Source organism: Sporosarcina sp. SAFN-015 (genome assembly GCF_059415085.1).
In genome coordinates this window covers 33,349-49,482 of sequence record NZ_JBPFDR010000002.1, presented here as the reverse complement: position 1 = coordinate 49,482, position 16,134 = coordinate 33,349, and the positions used below count along the sequence as shown (strand labels likewise).

At 41.1% G+C, this 16,134-nt stretch carries 18 protein-coding genes and 1 pseudogene; 7 read left to right on the top strand and 12 right to left on the bottom strand.

The window, feature by feature from the left end:
* Positions 1 to 6: 6 nt before the first annotated feature.
* Complete coding sequence (locus ACR65H_RS03240; RefSeq protein WP_440498642.1) at positions 7 to 285, bottom strand: hypothetical protein; 279 nt, start codon at positions 283 to 285, stop codon at positions 7 to 9.
* Positions 286 to 438: 153 nt separating this feature from the next.
* On the opposite strand from ACR65H_RS03240, the gene ACR65H_RS03235 reads away from it, so the two are divergent.
* Entirely contained in the window at positions 439 to 561 is a 123-nt protein-coding gene (locus tag ACR65H_RS03235) for a hypothetical protein (RefSeq protein WP_440498640.1), read from the top strand.
* A 73-nt stretch (positions 562 to 634) separates the two neighbouring features.
* On the opposite strand, the gene ACR65H_RS03230 is transcribed toward ACR65H_RS03235, so the two are convergent.
* Positions 635 to 1,369 (bottom strand): SDR family NAD(P)-dependent oxidoreductase, encoded by a 735-nt coding sequence (locus ACR65H_RS03230; protein WP_440498638.1) that lies wholly within the window; start codon positions 1,367 to 1,369, stop codon positions 635 to 637.
* Between the two features lie 250 nt (positions 1,370 to 1,619).
* On the opposite strand from ACR65H_RS03230, the gene ACR65H_RS03225 reads away from it, so the two are divergent.
* The 4 genes from ACR65H_RS03225 to ACR65H_RS03210 all read left to right on the top strand — a co-directional run bounded on the left by ACR65H_RS03225 (position 1,620) and on the right by ACR65H_RS03210 (position 3,963).
* The gene (locus ACR65H_RS03225; RefSeq protein WP_440498636.1) at positions 1,620 to 2,060 is read left to right on the top strand and encodes a GNAT family N-acetyltransferase; all 441 of its coding nucleotides are present in this window, start codon (positions 1,620 to 1,622) and stop codon (positions 2,058 to 2,060) included.
* Between the two features lie 139 nt (positions 2,061 to 2,199).
* The gene (locus ACR65H_RS03220; protein ID WP_440498634.1) at positions 2,200 to 2,853 is read left to right on the top strand and encodes a GntR family transcriptional regulator; all 654 of its coding nucleotides are present in this window, start codon (positions 2,200 to 2,202) and stop codon (positions 2,851 to 2,853) included.
* Between the two features lie 28 nt (positions 2,854 to 2,881).
* Positions 2,882 to 3,301 (top strand): CidA/LrgA family protein, encoded by a 420-nt coding sequence (locus ACR65H_RS03215; protein WP_440498632.1) that lies wholly within the window; start codon positions 2,882 to 2,884, stop codon positions 3,299 to 3,301.
* The gene (locus ACR65H_RS03210; RefSeq protein WP_440498630.1) at positions 3,271 to 3,963 is read left to right on the top strand and encodes an LrgB family protein; all 693 of its coding nucleotides are present in this window, start codon (positions 3,271 to 3,273) and stop codon (positions 3,961 to 3,963) included. The genes ACR65H_RS03215 and ACR65H_RS03210 overlap by 31 nt, the downstream gene beginning before the upstream one ends.
* A 72-nt stretch (positions 3,964 to 4,035) precedes the next feature.
* Here ACR65H_RS03210 and ACR65H_RS03205 read toward each other — a convergent pair whose 3' ends face one another.
* Positions 4,036 to 4,518: a nucleoside deaminase gene (locus ACR65H_RS03205; RefSeq protein ID WP_440498629.1), complete on the bottom strand. Its 483-nt coding sequence runs from the start codon at positions 4,516 to 4,518 to the stop codon at positions 4,036 to 4,038.
* A gap of 82 nt (positions 4,519 to 4,600) precedes the next feature.
* On the opposite strand from ACR65H_RS03205, the gene ACR65H_RS03200 reads away from it, so the two are divergent.
* Positions 4,601 to 5,572 carry an aromatic acid exporter family protein gene (locus tag ACR65H_RS03200; protein WP_440498628.1) on the top strand — a complete coding sequence of 324 codons (972 nt, stop codon included), beginning with the start codon at positions 4,601 to 4,603 and terminating at the stop codon, positions 5,570 to 5,572.
* A 134-nt stretch (positions 5,573 to 5,706) separates the two neighbouring features.
* Positions 5,707 to 6,063, top strand: a pseudogene (locus tag ACR65H_RS03195) (staygreen family protein); the annotation flags it as partial.
* 284 nt (positions 6,064 to 6,347) lie between these two features.
* Here the strand turns inward: ACR65H_RS03195 and ACR65H_RS03190 are convergent.
* The 9 genes from ACR65H_RS03190 to yycF form a co-directional block, all read right to left on the bottom strand.
* Positions 6,348 to 7,856 (bottom strand): DUF1846 domain-containing protein, encoded by a 1,509-nt coding sequence (locus ACR65H_RS03190; protein WP_440498626.1) that lies wholly within the window; start codon positions 7,854 to 7,856, stop codon positions 6,348 to 6,350.
* 398 nt (positions 7,857 to 8,254) lie between these two features.
* Positions 8,255 to 8,734 carry a 23S rRNA (pseudouridine(1915)-N(3))-methyltransferase RlmH gene (gene rlmH, locus ACR65H_RS03185; protein ID WP_440498624.1) on the bottom strand — a complete coding sequence of 160 codons (480 nt, stop codon included), beginning with the start codon at positions 8,732 to 8,734 and terminating at the stop codon, positions 8,255 to 8,257.
* A gap of 79 nt (positions 8,735 to 8,813) precedes the next feature.
* A complete protein-coding gene (locus ACR65H_RS03180; RefSeq protein ID WP_440498623.1) occupies positions 8,814 to 8,978 on the bottom strand; it encodes a CxxH/CxxC protein in 165 nt (54 codons plus the stop codon).
* A 199-nt stretch (positions 8,979 to 9,177) separates the two neighbouring features.
* Positions 9,178 to 10,443 carry a S1C family serine protease gene (locus tag ACR65H_RS03175; protein ID WP_440498622.1) on the bottom strand — a complete coding sequence of 422 codons (1,266 nt, stop codon included), beginning with the start codon at positions 10,441 to 10,443 and terminating at the stop codon, positions 9,178 to 9,180.
* A gap of 133 nt (positions 10,444 to 10,576) precedes the next feature.
* Positions 10,577 to 11,365, bottom strand: a complete 789-nt coding sequence (locus ACR65H_RS03170; RefSeq protein WP_440498621.1) for an MBL fold metallo-hydrolase — start codon at positions 11,363 to 11,365, stop codon at positions 10,577 to 10,579.
* A 12-nt stretch (positions 11,366 to 11,377) separates the two neighbouring features.
* The gene (locus ACR65H_RS03165; protein ID WP_440498620.1) at positions 11,378 to 12,214 is read right to left on the bottom strand and encodes a two-component system regulatory protein YycI; all 837 of its coding nucleotides are present in this window, start codon (positions 12,212 to 12,214) and stop codon (positions 11,378 to 11,380) included.
* Positions 12,201 to 13,538, bottom strand: a complete 1,338-nt coding sequence (locus ACR65H_RS03160) for a YycH family regulatory protein (RefSeq protein WP_440498619.1) — start codon at positions 13,536 to 13,538, stop codon at positions 12,201 to 12,203. Before ACR65H_RS03160 ends, ACR65H_RS03165 begins: the two co-directional genes overlap by 14 nt.
* The gene (gene walK, locus ACR65H_RS03155; protein WP_440498618.1) at positions 13,529 to 15,355 is read right to left on the bottom strand and encodes a cell wall metabolism sensor histidine kinase WalK; all 1,827 of its coding nucleotides are present in this window, start codon (positions 15,353 to 15,355) and stop codon (positions 13,529 to 13,531) included. The genes ACR65H_RS03160 and walK overlap by 10 nt, the downstream gene beginning before the upstream one ends.
* A 5-nt stretch (positions 15,356 to 15,360) precedes the next feature.
* Entirely contained in the window at positions 15,361 to 16,071 is a 711-nt protein-coding gene (gene yycF / locus ACR65H_RS03150; protein ID WP_440498617.1) for a response regulator YycF, read from the bottom strand.
* Positions 16,072 to 16,134: the final 63 nt, after the last annotated feature.

Genomic DNA, 16,134 nt, shown 5'->3' with positions numbered 1-16,134 from the left:
CCCAAATTACTCTTCCTCTACTTGCTCCTGCGCTTCGTTCAATTGCCGCTTCATCAAGTCCAACTGTTCCTTGTTTTGCTGGACAGTATCCATATGTTCGTTTCGTTCTACTGCGTTGGCAAATGCGTTTTCTGCACGAAAGATTGAGTTAAATGCATGCTCAATCGCCATCTCTTCAGGGTGTGACATCGCTTGTTTCACAGAGCGATCTGCTTTTAGGACAGAGTTGCTTAGAAAAGTACTTGGGTGATCCTTTTTCCAACTCGGTTTTGAGTCCTTCGCCATTTACGTTTTCCCTCCTGCAAATAGGATAAGTTACAGCGAGCTTAGTATTGTAAAATATCGTGAAACTATGCGCAGAATACATTCCCTATACGATTAATGTTTAGAAACACTACAATAGTGGTATATAAAGAAGATGAAAGGCAGGTGAATTACATGACAAAACAATGGAACTTTATTATCGGAAATAAACTTATCACCATTTATGATACAGATAAGAGTTTGGCCGAGGAAAAGGCTCGTGCACTGTATGAAGAACTACAAAATAGTAATGGTTAAAAACACCAGCCGGTGGAGGCTGGTGTTTATTAATTTCTTGAACCCCAATAATATTTGGAGCCCTTCTTAGTATTTATTGTGCTGAGAATCCCCCGTCTATCGTTAGTTCTGCACCTGAGATATAAGACGATTCATCCGATGCCAAGAATAATGCTGCGTTTGCAATGTCAGCCGGTTTACCTAAACGTTGCAACGGCGTTGCCTGGATCAATCGTCCGAGAAGATCTTGGGATGTGCTTAAGGACTGTGTCATAGGTGTTTCTATAATGCCAGGAAACAGAGCATTTACACGAACTCCTTGATGGCCGAATGTAGTCGCAGCTGCTTTAGATAGAGCACGTACAGCCCCCTTCGAAGCAGAATAGTGATTGAATCCTTGGCCGATTTGAGCCGTGTAGGATGAAATATTGACAATCGAACCTTGCTTTTGTACAGCCATATATGGAGCAACATGTTTTACACCGGCAAATGGACCAAAGCCATTAATTGAAAGCATTTTTTGCCAATCATCAAGATTAATATCTTGGTATGGTTTTTCTGATGAAATGCCAGCGTTATTGACGAGAATATCAATTTTACCAAAACGGTCGAACACTTCTTTTGCCAACACTTCCCATTCATCATCTGAGGTAACGTTTAATTTCATCCCATATACATTTTCTTTTTGGCTCGCTATTTCAAGTGCTTCATCATTAATATCTGCTGCAATGACAATTGCACCTTCCTGGCTGAATAAATCAACCATGCTAGCCCCAATGCCTGATGCCCCTCCAGTTACAATCGCTACTTTATTATCTAATCTTCCCATGAGAATTCCTCTTTTCCAATGTATTTAGATGTTTAAGTATTTTATATCTAAATGCTATCAAATTATTGTTCATATAACAACGAATAACTCTCCGCAAGTTATTCCGATATAATTAAGGATGACTGCTGAAAGCTTGTTCAGCTTTTGTCTATACAGCTGTTGGCAATAGGTTTTCATTTCTATATACTTGCTACATTGACGATTTCAAAAATGAAATACTACTCTATTAAATCAAGAAAGGGCGAATTAAATGGAAGTAAAACAAATAACGATAGAACAAGATCTTGATAAGGCGTTTTTTATTAGGAAAGAAGTGTTTGTTAGAGAGCAAGGAGTGCCATTGGAAGATGAATTCGATGCATTTGACAAACTGGACGGACAATGTGAGCACATATTGGTGTATTACGAAGAACAGCCTGTCGGAACCGGAAGAATTAGGGTTGTTGATGGCGTAGGAAAACTAGAAAGAATTTGCATCCTGCCGGCTTATCGAAAATTTGGCCTAGGGAAAGTAATTGTTGACGCTCTAGAGAAGATCGCTGCCCAAAAAGGGTTATCTCTTGTTAAATTGCACGGACAAACACATGCAGAAGGTTTTTATCAGAAACTTGGCTATCGGACTTCATCCGATGTATTTATGGAAGACGGAATTCCACATATTGTAATGATAAAAGAATTAACCGGGAAATGATTAGAACAGCATAGATTGTATACTTCAAAAAATAGTGATATAATTTTATTGGCATCTGGTATACCAGATGCCAATACTTCGTTTACGCTATCAATTACGCAAATTCTACCTGCCGACTACTATGAAAAAGGTGATATCGATGAACTTCCTTAAAGCAGAACAACCCCCACTATTTAAGGATCATGCATATAAGGAAATTAAGAAGGCGATTATTCAACATGAAATTGAACCAGGATCTATGTTGAATGAGCGTTCGCTTAGTGAAAGCCTTGGGATTAGCCGTACTCCTTTAAAATTAGCTTTACAACAGTTGGAACTGGAAGGATGGATTACATCTGTACCGAGAAAAGGAATTTTCATCAAAACCATTAACAAGCGCGATGTGGACGATATTTTTCAATTGCGAAAAGCGAATGAAGTTTTGGTCATCGAACTGCTCATACCTCTTATTGATGACGAAGCAATTCATAGGATTGAAGTGATGGATAAACAACTGTTCGCGAATAAGGAAGATCCTGTACAGTTTGTGTACTATGATTCTTCCTTTCACTTGTCTTTAGCAGAGTTAAGCCAAAATCTCCGGCTTTATCAATTAATTGAAAATCTCACTGACCATTTTAATTGGTATCGGTTCGCTTCCTTGAAAGCAGGAAAAAGCTTGGATGAGATCCACTTCGAACATACATTGATTATTGATGGCCTGAAAGCCGGAAATGTACGACAAGCAACGGATGCTGTCATTAATCATATTGATAAAGCGCATGCCACCATAATTGCAAATCTTAAAGAATAAAGGATTAAAAGAAGGGAGTTGTTTACTATTGAAACAGCACATCAAGAAAACTCTCGTCATTGTTTTACAAATTTGTATTTTATATGTCTTTTCCTATATTGGAAACGTCATTCAAAACTTTTTCCACTTAATCATTCCAGGTAGTATCATAGGACTCTTATTACTTTTTATTTGTTTATGTATGAAGATTGTTCCAGTCAAATGGATTGAAACGGGAGCAGGATTCGTATTAAGTGTATTAGTATTGTTTTTTATTCCAACAACAGTTGATATCATGAACTATCCTTCATTACTCTCCTTTCATGGTGCGTTGTTCGTTTTGGCCGTTCTATTCAGTACTATCATTTCAATTGCTATTACAGGAATGGCTGGGCAATTTTTTGAGAAAAAGGCACAAAAAAGAAAGGATGATGAAGAATGCAACAAGCTTCACTCGCATTCTGCATGATACTATTAACGGTCATTGCTTATCTTGCGATGGCTAAAGTTTATAAACGGTATTCATACTCATTTTTAATACCTGTTTTAACTGCCACTACGATTATTATCATTGTCCTGTCGGTGTTTCATATTCCATATGAGAGCTATATGGTAGGAGGGCAATGGATCAGTTCACTATTAGGCCCATCCGTCGTTGCACTTGCTTACCCATTGTATAAGCAACGCCGTTTTTTACTTGATCATCTGCTGCCTATAGCAGGTGGCGTGTTGGTTGGTGCTAGCTCCGGAATGGTCACTGTTGCTCTCATAGCTAAAATCTTCGGAATCGATCATTCACTCACCATGTCCCTTATCCCAAAATCCATTACGACACCTGTCGCAATTGAAGTCGCTAAAGGATTGGGCGGGAATGCCTCATTGGCAGTTGTCAGTGTTATGTTTGCAGGAATCTTCGGTGTTATCGTTGCTCCTACTATTTATAAATTATTGCGAGTTCATAGCCCCCTTGGCAGAGGGATCGCTCTTGGCAGTGCATCACATGCGATAGGGACTTCCAAAGCAGCTGAATACGGTGAAATTGCCTTTTCAATGAGCTCTATCACAATGGCATTATGTGCAATTATCGGCTCAGTACTTGGACCGATTGTTGTTTGGTTATTTCATGTTTGAGAAGCTCAATAATTGCATAAAAAACCACCTAGAACATTGTAATAACAAAATTCTAAGTGGTTTTCGCTTTTTTCATTGTCTATTTGCATAAAATTGACGATGGAGTTCATGGATTTGCTCAGCCAGTTCGGGAACAGGGCCCTCTATTGTCGTATCACGAATAACATCTTGGATAGGAAGATTCCTTACGCGCGAAGGAGCAACTCCCATTTCACTCAGCCATTGTACTAGCTGTTCGGATGAACTTGCATACACGATCCTGCCTAACCCAACCCACCCATGAGCCGCAGCACACATAGGGCAATGCTCGCCAGAAGTGTATACTGTCGCCTTGCTTCTTTCTTCAGGAGTCATATTCGAGGCCGCCCATCGAGCTAATGCAAACTCTGGATGCTGAGTATGATCGCCGCCTGCCACATGGTTATGGTCTTCGGCAAGCACGTCTCCGTTGGCTGAGACAAGGACTGAACCAAATGGCTCGTCGCCTTTCTCCAGCGCGGTTGTAGCTAATTCAATACAACGTCGTAGGTACTTCAAATCTGAATCGGTTATCATAATTGAATCCTCTCCTCGTTCGTATTTTTATTTGATAGAATTTGGTTATAATGAAAGTATAACAAACAACAAGGTGATGTTTATGGTTGGAATGGGATATCGGACAATTAAAACTGCTATAGGCGCAGGGTTGGCAATTTGGATTGCAAGTTTATTCAATTTAGAGTTTGGATCATTTGCAGCCATCATCGTCATCATGTGCATTGAGAAGACTAAGAAAAAGACGTTGTATTCCATTCAAAAGAAGTTCTTTGCATCTCTTTTGTCGTTACTTCTTGGTTCCATATTTTTTGAACTGTTGGGATATCATCCGATTGTTTTAACTCTATTTATCTTATTGTTTGTCCCCGTCCTCATAAAAGCACGTATTCAGGAAGGTTTTGTAACGAGCATCGTTGTTGTTTTGCATATTTATACGGTCAAGGAAGCCAACCTGGAAAACGTTTTGAATGAACTCTATATAATTTTTATCGGCATCGGAATCGCCATACTCGTAAACAGCATTATGCCAAGCTTTAAGAAAGAAATTGAAAACTATAAAACAGAAATCGAAAATAAATTCAGCGTTATTCTATACAAATTCTCTATTCTTTTAAAAGACGGCGATCAAAATTGGGATGGAAAAGAGTTAATTGAAGTCGAAAATATCCTGAATCGGGCTAAAAACATCGCTATACAAGATGTAGAAAATCATCTGTTACGCAAAGAAAACAAAGATTATTACTATCTCGAAATGCGGGAAGATCAATTGGAAATCTTAAAACAGATGGTTGGTATTATTAGCATCGTTTCTTCTTCGGAATTAGACGTCAAACAAAGAGGCATGCTTGCCGGCATTTTTCTCAACATCAGTCAACATGTAGATTCGGGAGATACAAGCATTGCATTAAAGCTATTAGAGGAATACGAAGAGTCCATACGGGTGACAGAATTACCAAAGACAAGGGAAGAATTTGAAATCAGAGCAAATCTATTTTATTTAAACTTCGAGATCAAGAACTACTTAATTATCAAGAAGAATATTTTTAAAAGAGACAGTTTCCAGGCTAAGTAAGCTAAGGAAACTGTCTCTTTATTTTTTACTTATTTATGGAACGGTTCACCGTAATTAGTCTAAGTGCGATTTATCCATCTAACATAGTTTTAAGCACTATTTAAGGATTGAACCATTTGTAGCTCAATTAGAAAGATGCGACTGGTGATCTGTTTTTAACGATTGGAAATGAGTACGCTTGGGATCAAGTGAACCCTAAGATGAGAGATGAGGTCTTAGGTGAATGGATGATTAATGAGGAATCCTTATATCTCTATGTGTATTTATATATAGACCAAGGAGAATACACTCAAAATATAGCTGCAATACGCAATGAAATATTTAGACGTGAGTTACCACTTGCACTCACAGCTATTCGATATGGCGATAGATTCCTATTCAACACATACCCTAACCTCGATAACGCCACTATCATCGTTAATTTTATATCCACCTATCCTCAATTTGCTAAGCAAGAGAATTGGGGAACTTTCAGTAGTTTGTCTATGTAATACATTTAGCAATCATTGAAGGAAATTTACTATATTGATTTAAACATTTCATACAAAATAGCTAAGCTAGGCAAGATTTATTGAAAAGTCTTGACTAGCTTTTTTAAGTCCTTCAAAAACAGTATGCTAAAGCTTGTCTCTAATAGGTTCCAACAGACTTTCCGGCAGTTAATCCATTAATCCAAAAAGGTGTAGTCTTCTAATTAGAAGAAGACTACACCTTTTTAGTAAACATCTTCCTTAGACTTCCATATAAGAAGAAAAAGGCAGGCGTTTTCCAAAACCTAATTGTAATACAGGTTCTCAGTCGGATATACTGGATCATTGGTAATGTCGATTCCAAGCTTCTTAAAGGTCTGTTCGTTTTCCCTATTCAATATAACCGTAGAATGGGCTTGTGTGTCTTTTAAATTCGGCAGTTGCTTATAAGCCAGCTCAGATGTAGGGTTGGTGACCGCACTGATTGCCAGTGCAATCAGCACTTCATTGGCGCTTAGTGTCGGGACTCGGCTGTTCAAATCATCTGTTTTCAACCGTTGAATCGTCTGCAAAATCATAGGTGACAACAAATCAATTTCATCGGCAATATTGGCCAATTTCTTCAACCCATTCAGAATCGCGGCAGCCGAAGCATCCATCAAAGTTGTCGTTCGACCGGTGATCATCTCGCCATTTGGCAATTCTATTGCAATTACGGCTTGTAAATTCGTGCTGTCATTTCTCTCTTGGATTGCTTTCGCATAATTACGGGCAGGCAATACAGGTGCCCGATCCTCTTTCTTTAAGTCCGTCTCTTCCAGCATCACTTGCATGTGGCGTACACTATCTTCATCGGCAAGCCCCTTTTTATAGTCGTTCTCTACTACGAAACTGCGCCGAATGATTTCCTGCTTGGCAGCTTCCTGCACGACCATATCGTCTGTGATACCCGATTTCAGACGATTAACACCCATATCAGTCGGTGAGCGGTAAACAGACTCTTTACCAGTAATCCTTTCAATAATCCGTTTGATGACAGGAAACGTCTCAATGTCACGATTGTAATTGATCGCTACTTTCCCGTATGCTTCATAGTGATAATTGTCAATCATATTCACGTCTTTCAAATCGACGGTAGCCGCTTCATAAGCGATGTTTACTGGGTGCTTTAACGGCAAGTTCCAAACCGGAAAAGTCTCAAACTTTGCATAGCCGACTTTATTTCCCAGTTTATTCTCATGGTACATTTGGTTAAGGCAGGTTGCAAGCTTTCCGCTGGCCGGACCGGGTGCCGTTACTACCACGATTGGCTTTGTCGTTTTTATATAGGGATTCATCGCAAATCCCTCCTCACCAATGACCGCATCAACATTTGTGGGATAACCTTTGATTTCACTGTGGGTATAGACGCTAATTCCGTTTCTCTCAAGCTTGGTCATAAATACTTTGGCTGTTGGCTGTCCTTGATAACGAGTGAGCAAGACACTGTTGACAGAAATGTCATATGCCCGATATTCATCGATTAAGCGCAAGACATCTTGGTCATAAGTGATACCGTAATCTTCACGGACCTTGTTCCGTTCAATGTCTCCAGCATAAACACAGATGATGATTTCCGCATTTTCTTTCAGCGTATTCAATAATTTGATTTTGGCATCTTCATCAAATCCAGGCAAGACACGCTTGGCATGTTTGTCGCCTATCAATTTTCCGCCAAATTCCAAGTAAAGTTTATCATACTGCTGCACCCGTTCTAGGATGTAGGCAGATTGTTCTTGCAAATACTTCTCCAAATCAAATCCAATTTTCTTCATTTAAATTCCGCCCACCTTCTATACTTCAAGCTTTCTCTAAAAGCGATAGATAAAAACGGCTTAAGAGAAAAAACTAACTAAAATCCATCTTTTATCATTATAAAGCTATGAAAAAAAATGACAAAGGAAAACCGGCCCAATCGTTTCATCTTTGTATTCAAAATCTCCATTTAAATGTTTAACATCCATAGTATTGCATTTAGATTATCTTTCTAATCAGATGCAATATTAAATAACGACGAAAACCCACTATTCCATTTGGATAGGTTTCATTAACTGAGTTAATTTGATTTATCGTCGTAAGGAAAACGTTAGATTTAGGTTTAACAACTATATTATCTTTAGCATTTGTACACAACATGTATAAGTTAGAGTTTATTTAATATTATAAACCTCATTTACTTATGGTACGGTTCACCTTTAATAATCCGAAACCCTCGATACACCTGCTCCAACAACACCAATTTCATCAACTGATGCGGAAATGTCATCTTTGAGAAAGATAGCAGCTCATCCGCACGTTTCAATACATCATTATGTAATCCGAGAGATCCGCCGATGACGAAGACGACTTTGCTTCGGCCGTATGTCATTAAAGACTCCATTCCCGCCGCCAATTCCTCGCTCGTTTTCATCTTCCCTTCTATCGCTAGTGCAACAACGTATGCATCCGGGCTAATTTTAGCGAGGATCCGGTCTGCTTCTTTCTTTTTGACGATTTCCATATCGGCTTCGCTCAATGACTCGGGTGCTTTTTCATCCGACACTTCGACGAGATCGATTTTTGCATAGGAACCGAGTCGTTTGGCATACTCATCGATGCCCATTTTCAAATATTTTTCTTTTAGTTTGCCAACTGACACAATTGTAATATTCACAGGGTTGTCCACCTTTGCTGAAATGTTATACACAGAACTTATTCACATATCCACAGTAAAAACTATATATTGTGCCCGATTATCCGTTCGCCACAATATAAGATGCGGGTGTGTCACAGTACTCGCATTTTGTGGATAACTTTTTCTCATCTTCGATTTTTTCCATGATCGGGAATGTCTCCTCTTTTGCAACAAACACGTCAAGTGCATGATTGATATGGGTTTCACAGCTATATATTTTCATTGACCACACTTCTTTCTTCTTAGAATTTTTACACAATGTTATTCACAATTTTGATTTCTTATCCACATGCTCATAACTTTTACAGAAAAACAGGCAGTATAGCCGATGTTCTGCTATGCCGCCTGTTGTGGATAAATAAATATTACATCCTCGTAAAAAGTGTAACATTCTATTCAGTTTCACGCTCACTTTTATGCCATTAGAACGTATTGCCGTCCCTCAATTCCATTTCGATTTCTATCTGTTTTCCATCCCGGTACACTTTCATGTTCATCGTGTCGCCTACTTTTTTGTCATTGTATAAATGTTTTCGCAAGCTGACCATGTCTTCGATTTTCTTTCCATCCATCTCTACAATGACGTCATATTGTTGAACACCCGCCGCCTCGGCTGGCGTATTACGGAATACTTGAGTGACGATCACGCCGTTAGCTATGTCCTTCGGCAATTTCAGCACTCTTTGCTGTTCGGTTGAAGGAACATCTCGCAAATCAAGGAGACTTACACCCATTGTCGGTCGCTGAACCGTTCCGGTCTTTTCCAGATCCTTAATAATTGGCACGGCGATGTTGATTGGAATAGCGAGGCCAATTCCTTCCACTGTCGCTTCCGAGATTTTCATCGAATTGATGCCGACCAGTTGACCTGCCATATTAATAAGAGCACCCCCAGAGTTTCCGGGGTTTATGGCTGCATCGGTTTGAAGAACATCAGCTTGCCAATCGACTGTCCCGTTCTCATCGAAATCGATTGGAATCGATCTGTCCTTCCCCGATACGATACCCATCGTGACAGAACCTGCAAAACCGAGGCCAAGCGGGTTACCAATTGCAAGAACAGTTTCACCCCGCTTCAACGCATCAGAATCGCCGAAAGGAATCACTGTTTTTACATGTGCCGCATCGATTTCCACAACGGCTAAATCTGTCCACATATCACTGCCGACAAGCCTGCCGTCCACTTTTGTTCCATCATCAAATGTTATTTCAAGTCCTTGAGCGTTTTCGACAACGTGATGGTTTGTAACAATATACGCTTTGTCGCCTTCTTTCTTATAAATGACACCCGATCCACTGCCAGTCTCCCTAGTCGTTTCTGCCGAAGACCAAAAATCGCGCACTGTTTGCAAATTGGTAATGCCAACAACAGTATCTGTGACTTCGGAGACAATGTCAGTGACGTCTGTATTGATATCTACGGAAACCCGTTCACTAGACAGATTGTTTTCACCTGTCGTTTCGCTTCCGACTTGAGGTGTCACTTCTTCTTTATCGAAAGTAGAATTCATGATCAACCAGACGATGAGTCCACCGAGCAGTGCACCGAAAAGAGCTGGCAGGAATCCGCCACGACGCTTTGGCTTCGAAGGTCTTTCGCCGAATCTTGCCGGCTCTTCACGTCTTTCAGGTTCTTGGATATCCGGCCTTTCATCTTCATTGTCAGGTCTCTGATTAAACTCGTCCATTCTCCTCTCCCTTTCTATAGACAGTTACACTCACTTTACCCTAATCCGATTGTTTAAAATCAAGTTTTGTTTACCTTTAGGATATTTTCCAATTAAAAAAGCTTCACCCGAAGGCAAAGCTTTTCGACGATTATTAGACAGTGACAAGCTCTGTCGGTTTGTCCGCATCAGTATCATACAAATGTACAAATTCCCCTGATCGGATTCCGCATGCTTCCAATGTTTGCGAAACGCTCATCCTTGCAAGATCTTTCATATTGTTGTCCTTGCTCAAATGCGACAAATAGATTCTTGTTTCTTTTTGGGCTACAACTTCGCTCATTGCGACTGCGGCATCTTCATTGGAGACGTGCCCAACGTCACTCAGAATCCGGCGTTTGACGGACCATGGATAACGTCCCATTTGCAGCATACCGACATCATGATTGCTTTCAAATACGAATGCATCGGAACCCTGGATATGCCCTTTCATCCTGTCGCTCACATACCCCGTATCGGTGATAAGTGCCAGCTTACGATCCTTTTCATGGAAAACGTAAAACATTGGATCCGCAGCATCATGGGAAACTGCGAACGATTGAATATCAAGCGAGCCGAATGACATATTCGTTTCCATATTGAAGTGAAAACGCTGCTCCATCGGAATTTCGCCGACAAGCCCATTCATTGCAAGCCACGTCTTTTCATTCGCATAAATCGGTACTTTATATCGTCGCGCCAGCACACCGATCCCTTTAATATGGTCGCTATGTTCATGAGTTACGAGTATGCCATCTACATTATTCATGGAGCGGCCGATATTTTCTAACTGCTGCTCCATCCTTTTCGCACTAAGCCCTGCATCGACCAAAAAAGCATGCTCTTCGGTCTCTATATATATGGAATTGCCCGTACTGCCACTGGCGAGCACACTGAAACGCATATGAAAAACTCCTTATTCTTTTTCATCCTCAACCTCATCAAGGTCTTCCTCTTCCACCTTATCCAATTGGAAGTCTATTACTTTACCTTCAATAGCATTGATGAAATGATCCTCGATGGTGCCATCTTTTAATTCTACACGAATATTCCATGTCGGAGCAAATACTTGCTTTCCAGTCAATTGAACAAGTGATGAGTACCCCGGCGTCACTTTCAACACTTTCGAATCCTGCTTTAAATAACCGCGGGCAGCGAGCGACGCAACTGCTTCATCCTGTGTCAATACTTCTTTCTTTCTGTTATCACTTGAGAATTTTTCTAGCATCCGCTGCTCATAATAGGTTACTTCGAAGTCTTCGTTCCAATGAATCGTCAAGGTTGCATTCGGGCTATAGAAAATCGGTTCTCCATTCACTTTTTGAAAGAAAATGGCTTTCTGATCCTCTTCATCTATATCCCATAGTTCATATTCAGACCCGCTCCAAACATACTTCGTCAGAAATTCCGTGAAATAAGGTTCTCCTTTATCATTCTGGATTAGAACTTGATCGATCATGTCGGATTCGATATTTGTATGATCGACAATTGTAATAGACTGACCTTCTAGCCCTTCCAATTCATCTTCGTTGAATGATTTCACGTCAGCGGAAATGTAGGAGAAGTCATTTTTAACGACTTCTGGGACATTATACGTAATATTTTCTTGCCTCATCAAATCCTCGATTGATGTTTTTCCTGCGACCTGTACATTTTGCGCCTCAGTATGCTGTTCCAAATACAAGAAATAAAGAAATATATTCAAAATCGAAAAGACAAAGATGAAAATCGTTTTCGTCCTACTCCAATCCAATTTGCTCACCCCCGCCTTGAACAGGTGTATAGGGATTCCAATTCCCTTTGGCTAGATAAAACCAAGCAGGCTCCATTACAAAAATCCGTTTTTCCACATCATGTCTCATCGTGTATCCTGCTGTAATTTCCTCAACCGTCCCAAAATCAAGTTTCTCCATTTCCATCAGCTCGTTAGCTACGTCTATACCCGAAGGCAGCACCACCGTATTTTCATCAAACGAAAAACCGAGTTTATAGTACGGCCGGATATAACGGAAAACCCGATCTTCGCCGTAATATTGTGCAATTTCCGTCATACCTGGTGCCATACCCGGCGTCTCGCCCAAAACCGGATAACCGTGAATAAACAGTTGGAATCTTACATAACGGGAATAAGGATTTATATACGAATACCTGAACGAATCAGTCCACCCACCGTGCTCATTGATCGAGTCGATGACATCGTTCAATAAGTCAGCAGGATCTGCCTCCTTCCGGCTTAATGCCGCAGGATGAGCGAAATTCAACATTTTCGATTCCGTATTCACAACTAATAACGCATGATCGTCACCAAATTCCTCATGTTTGGCATCCACTTGGCTGCGTCGCACTGCATTCGGGTCATTGAATAAGGCATCCCGAAAACGTGTCGGGCTTATTTCTTCTTGGTAGTACGTACTTTCAATCATGTTAATTGGTTCAGTAGGGACCGCCAAATAGACCGGATCTTGGACGTTTACTTCGGTGTAGGAAGGCAGTTTTTCCCCTTCCAGCACAATTTGACGATATGATTTCATCGTATATTCAGGTGTTATTTTTCCATGATAGCGAATTCTGTTTGCACGATTGATGAAATGCGCTTCAAATGCTACGTCCTTCGGATTCCACTTGACGACAATACGATCAAAGCTGAAATCCCGGAGATTATTATCCTCTATAGGCAAAATCTCATCATAAACAGACAATGGCACTTCCCCTTGAAAATACAAAGTGAACTGGTTTGGCTGTTCGAAAAACGATTTCATCTGCGCCTTACTCATCTCAATTGGTTCATACACCATTTGAGATATTTTCCAAGTTTTCATTTCCTTCAACACATTGTTAATGATCTTTTGGTCAGTCGTTCCCTTCAGTGCTTCATCATATTTGATAACATATTTATAAGGTTTGATAATGTCCTCTACTTGCTTCCGAGAGCCGATTGAAATATCGACTGTCGGTGATTGTTCAATTGTTGCCAACTGTGGGGAATACGTCCAAATGGAAAAGGTGAATGTGACGCTCAATAGAACGAGCAATAGTAAGATGATCGATTTAATCGGCTCAATATACTTCAATCCCACTCACCTTCCTCTTGTTGTTCAAAAGGCAACGTAAAGAAAATCGTCGTTCCTTTCCCTTCTTCACTTTCTGCCCATATTTCCCCGCCATGCGCGATGATCATTTCTTTCGCAATGGCGAGTCCGAGACCCGTTCCCCCCATTGCTCTTGAACGCGCACGGTCTGCCCTATAGAATCTGTCAAAAATACGATTCACATTCGCTTTCGGAATACCCATGCCATCATCGGAAATCATCACTTTAATATATGTTCCGGATGTCGTCACACCAAAGCGGACATCCCCGCCATCCGGGGAATATTTAAGTGCATTTGAGATAATATTATCAATCACCTGTGTCATTTTATCGGTATCAATTTCAACAAAAAGATCCGCTGAAGGCAACAAACGCTTGAAATGCACGTTCTGCGACTTCGAAAATTCAAATCTCTCAATAATCGAATTGAAGAAATGATTGAATTCCACCCATTCGGTGTTCAACTCATACTCCTTGCTATCCATTCTGGAAAGCTTCAACAGGTCATTGACAAGCCGGATCATCCGCTCTGTCTCCGTCTGCGTTACGCGAAGAAAGGAAGGAGCAATTTCTTCATTCTTCCAAGCACCTTCCGCCAATGCATCCAAATAACTTCTCATCGTTGTGAGTGGTGTACGGAGCTCATGAGAGACATTTGAAACAAATTCTCTTCGCTCCATGTCTATCTTTTCTTGTTCAGTATTGTCATGAAGGACGACGATGAGCCCGTTCACGAACCCCGTCTCCCTCTGCGTCACCGAAAAGGTTGCCCGTAGGATGTAAGGCTCCTTCTCTGTACTGAAGTCGAGCGCAATCGAATCCTTCACTTGAATCAGGTCTTCAAACGTATACTCTTGCTCCAATCCTAAAATGCTTGCAATCGGACGGTTCAATACTAGATCACGCGTCATCCGCAGCATCATGAGTGCAGAGTCGTTAATGAGGCTCACTCTGCCTTTACGATCCGTTGAAATGACGCCGTCCGTCATATTTTCAAGGACTGAGGCGAGCTTTCTTTGCTCACTTTCCGTAGTTGACTGCGACTCTTGGAGCTGATTCGTCAAATGGTTAAAGGCGATGGCAAGCTGCCCCATTTCGTCATCCCCGTATACATGGACCTTCCTTGAAAAGTTCCCTTGCGCCATCGCTTGCGCCTGGCGTCTCATATCCGAAATCGGCCGAGTGAATGTCCGGGCAATGAAGATGCCGATGATGATCGTGAATGTAAGGGATACCGCTACCCCACCGGCTAATATTTGATTGATTTCATTTATCTGCTTGAACACTTTTTGGATGTTGGCAGTTACATATAAAGCGCCGACAACTTCCATATTATTGTTCATTATCGGCGTAACGCGCACCATTACGCGTTTATTTGTAGTCGGGTCATAGTTAATAGTCTCATAAAATGTTTCTGAGGAGATGGATCTCCTTACACTGTCCTCCATCGATCGCTGGCCAACCAACGATTGATTACCTAATTCGGAAGTAGCCAAAATACGATACTTTGAGTTGATGACCCGAATTTCATTAATATCTTCCGATGTAAATCCCGAAAGGACGGACCGCAAGCTCTGCTCAATTGAAGGTTCTTCCGGTGGCCGGTCTTTTATCATTTCTTCACGGACACTGAATTCCACTAGATTCATCCTGTCCCTGACAGAATTCGTGAAGTTTGTCTTTAACGTTTCTTCAAGCTCCCTCGCGAAATAAAGACCGATGATCTGCATCGCTACAAGGATGAGCATAATATAGATAAGGACGAATTTTACGTGGATGGATCGAAAAAATCCGACTTTCTGCATTGTCCTTACTCCTGTTCCGGATCACGCAAATAGTAACCGACTCCACGTCTTGTCACAATCCACGTCGGGTGGCTTGGAGTGTCCTCAATTTTTTCGCGTAGGCGGCGTATTGTAACGTCCACTGTCCGCACATCCCCAAAATAATCATAGCCCCATACTGTCTGCAATAAATGCTCCCTCGTCATGACTTGTCCGATATGCTTTGCTAAATAATGCAGCAGTTCAAACTCACGGTGCGTAAGTTCAATCGACTCTCCGCGTTTTTGGACCAAATAAGCATCTGGCTGAATGACGAGCACTCCGACCGTAATTTCATTTGTCGCATCTTCCTGCTCATCGGACAATGTTTTGGAGTGCCGGCGCAAGTTTGCCTTCACGCGAGCAATCAATTCACGTGTTCCGAATGGTTTCGTCACATAATCATCCGCTCCAAGTTCCAGCCCAAGCACTTTATCAATTTCTGAGTCCTTCGCTGTTAGCATAATGATCGGAAAATCATATTTCTTCCTGACCTCTCTACACACTTCCATGCCATCGCGCTTCGGAAGCATAATATCGAGCAACATAATATCCGGCTGTACTTCTTCCACTTTCTCAAGAGCTTCTTCGCCGTCATAAGCGCAATGGACGATAAAGCCTTCCTTCTTCAAATTAAACTCCAATATATCTGCTATCGGTTTTTCATCATCTACGACTAAGATCGTTTTATTTTGCATAATTCATTCCCTTTCCCGCCACTGTGGCGCCAACTTATGATCAAATAGGTTCAACTTCTTGTT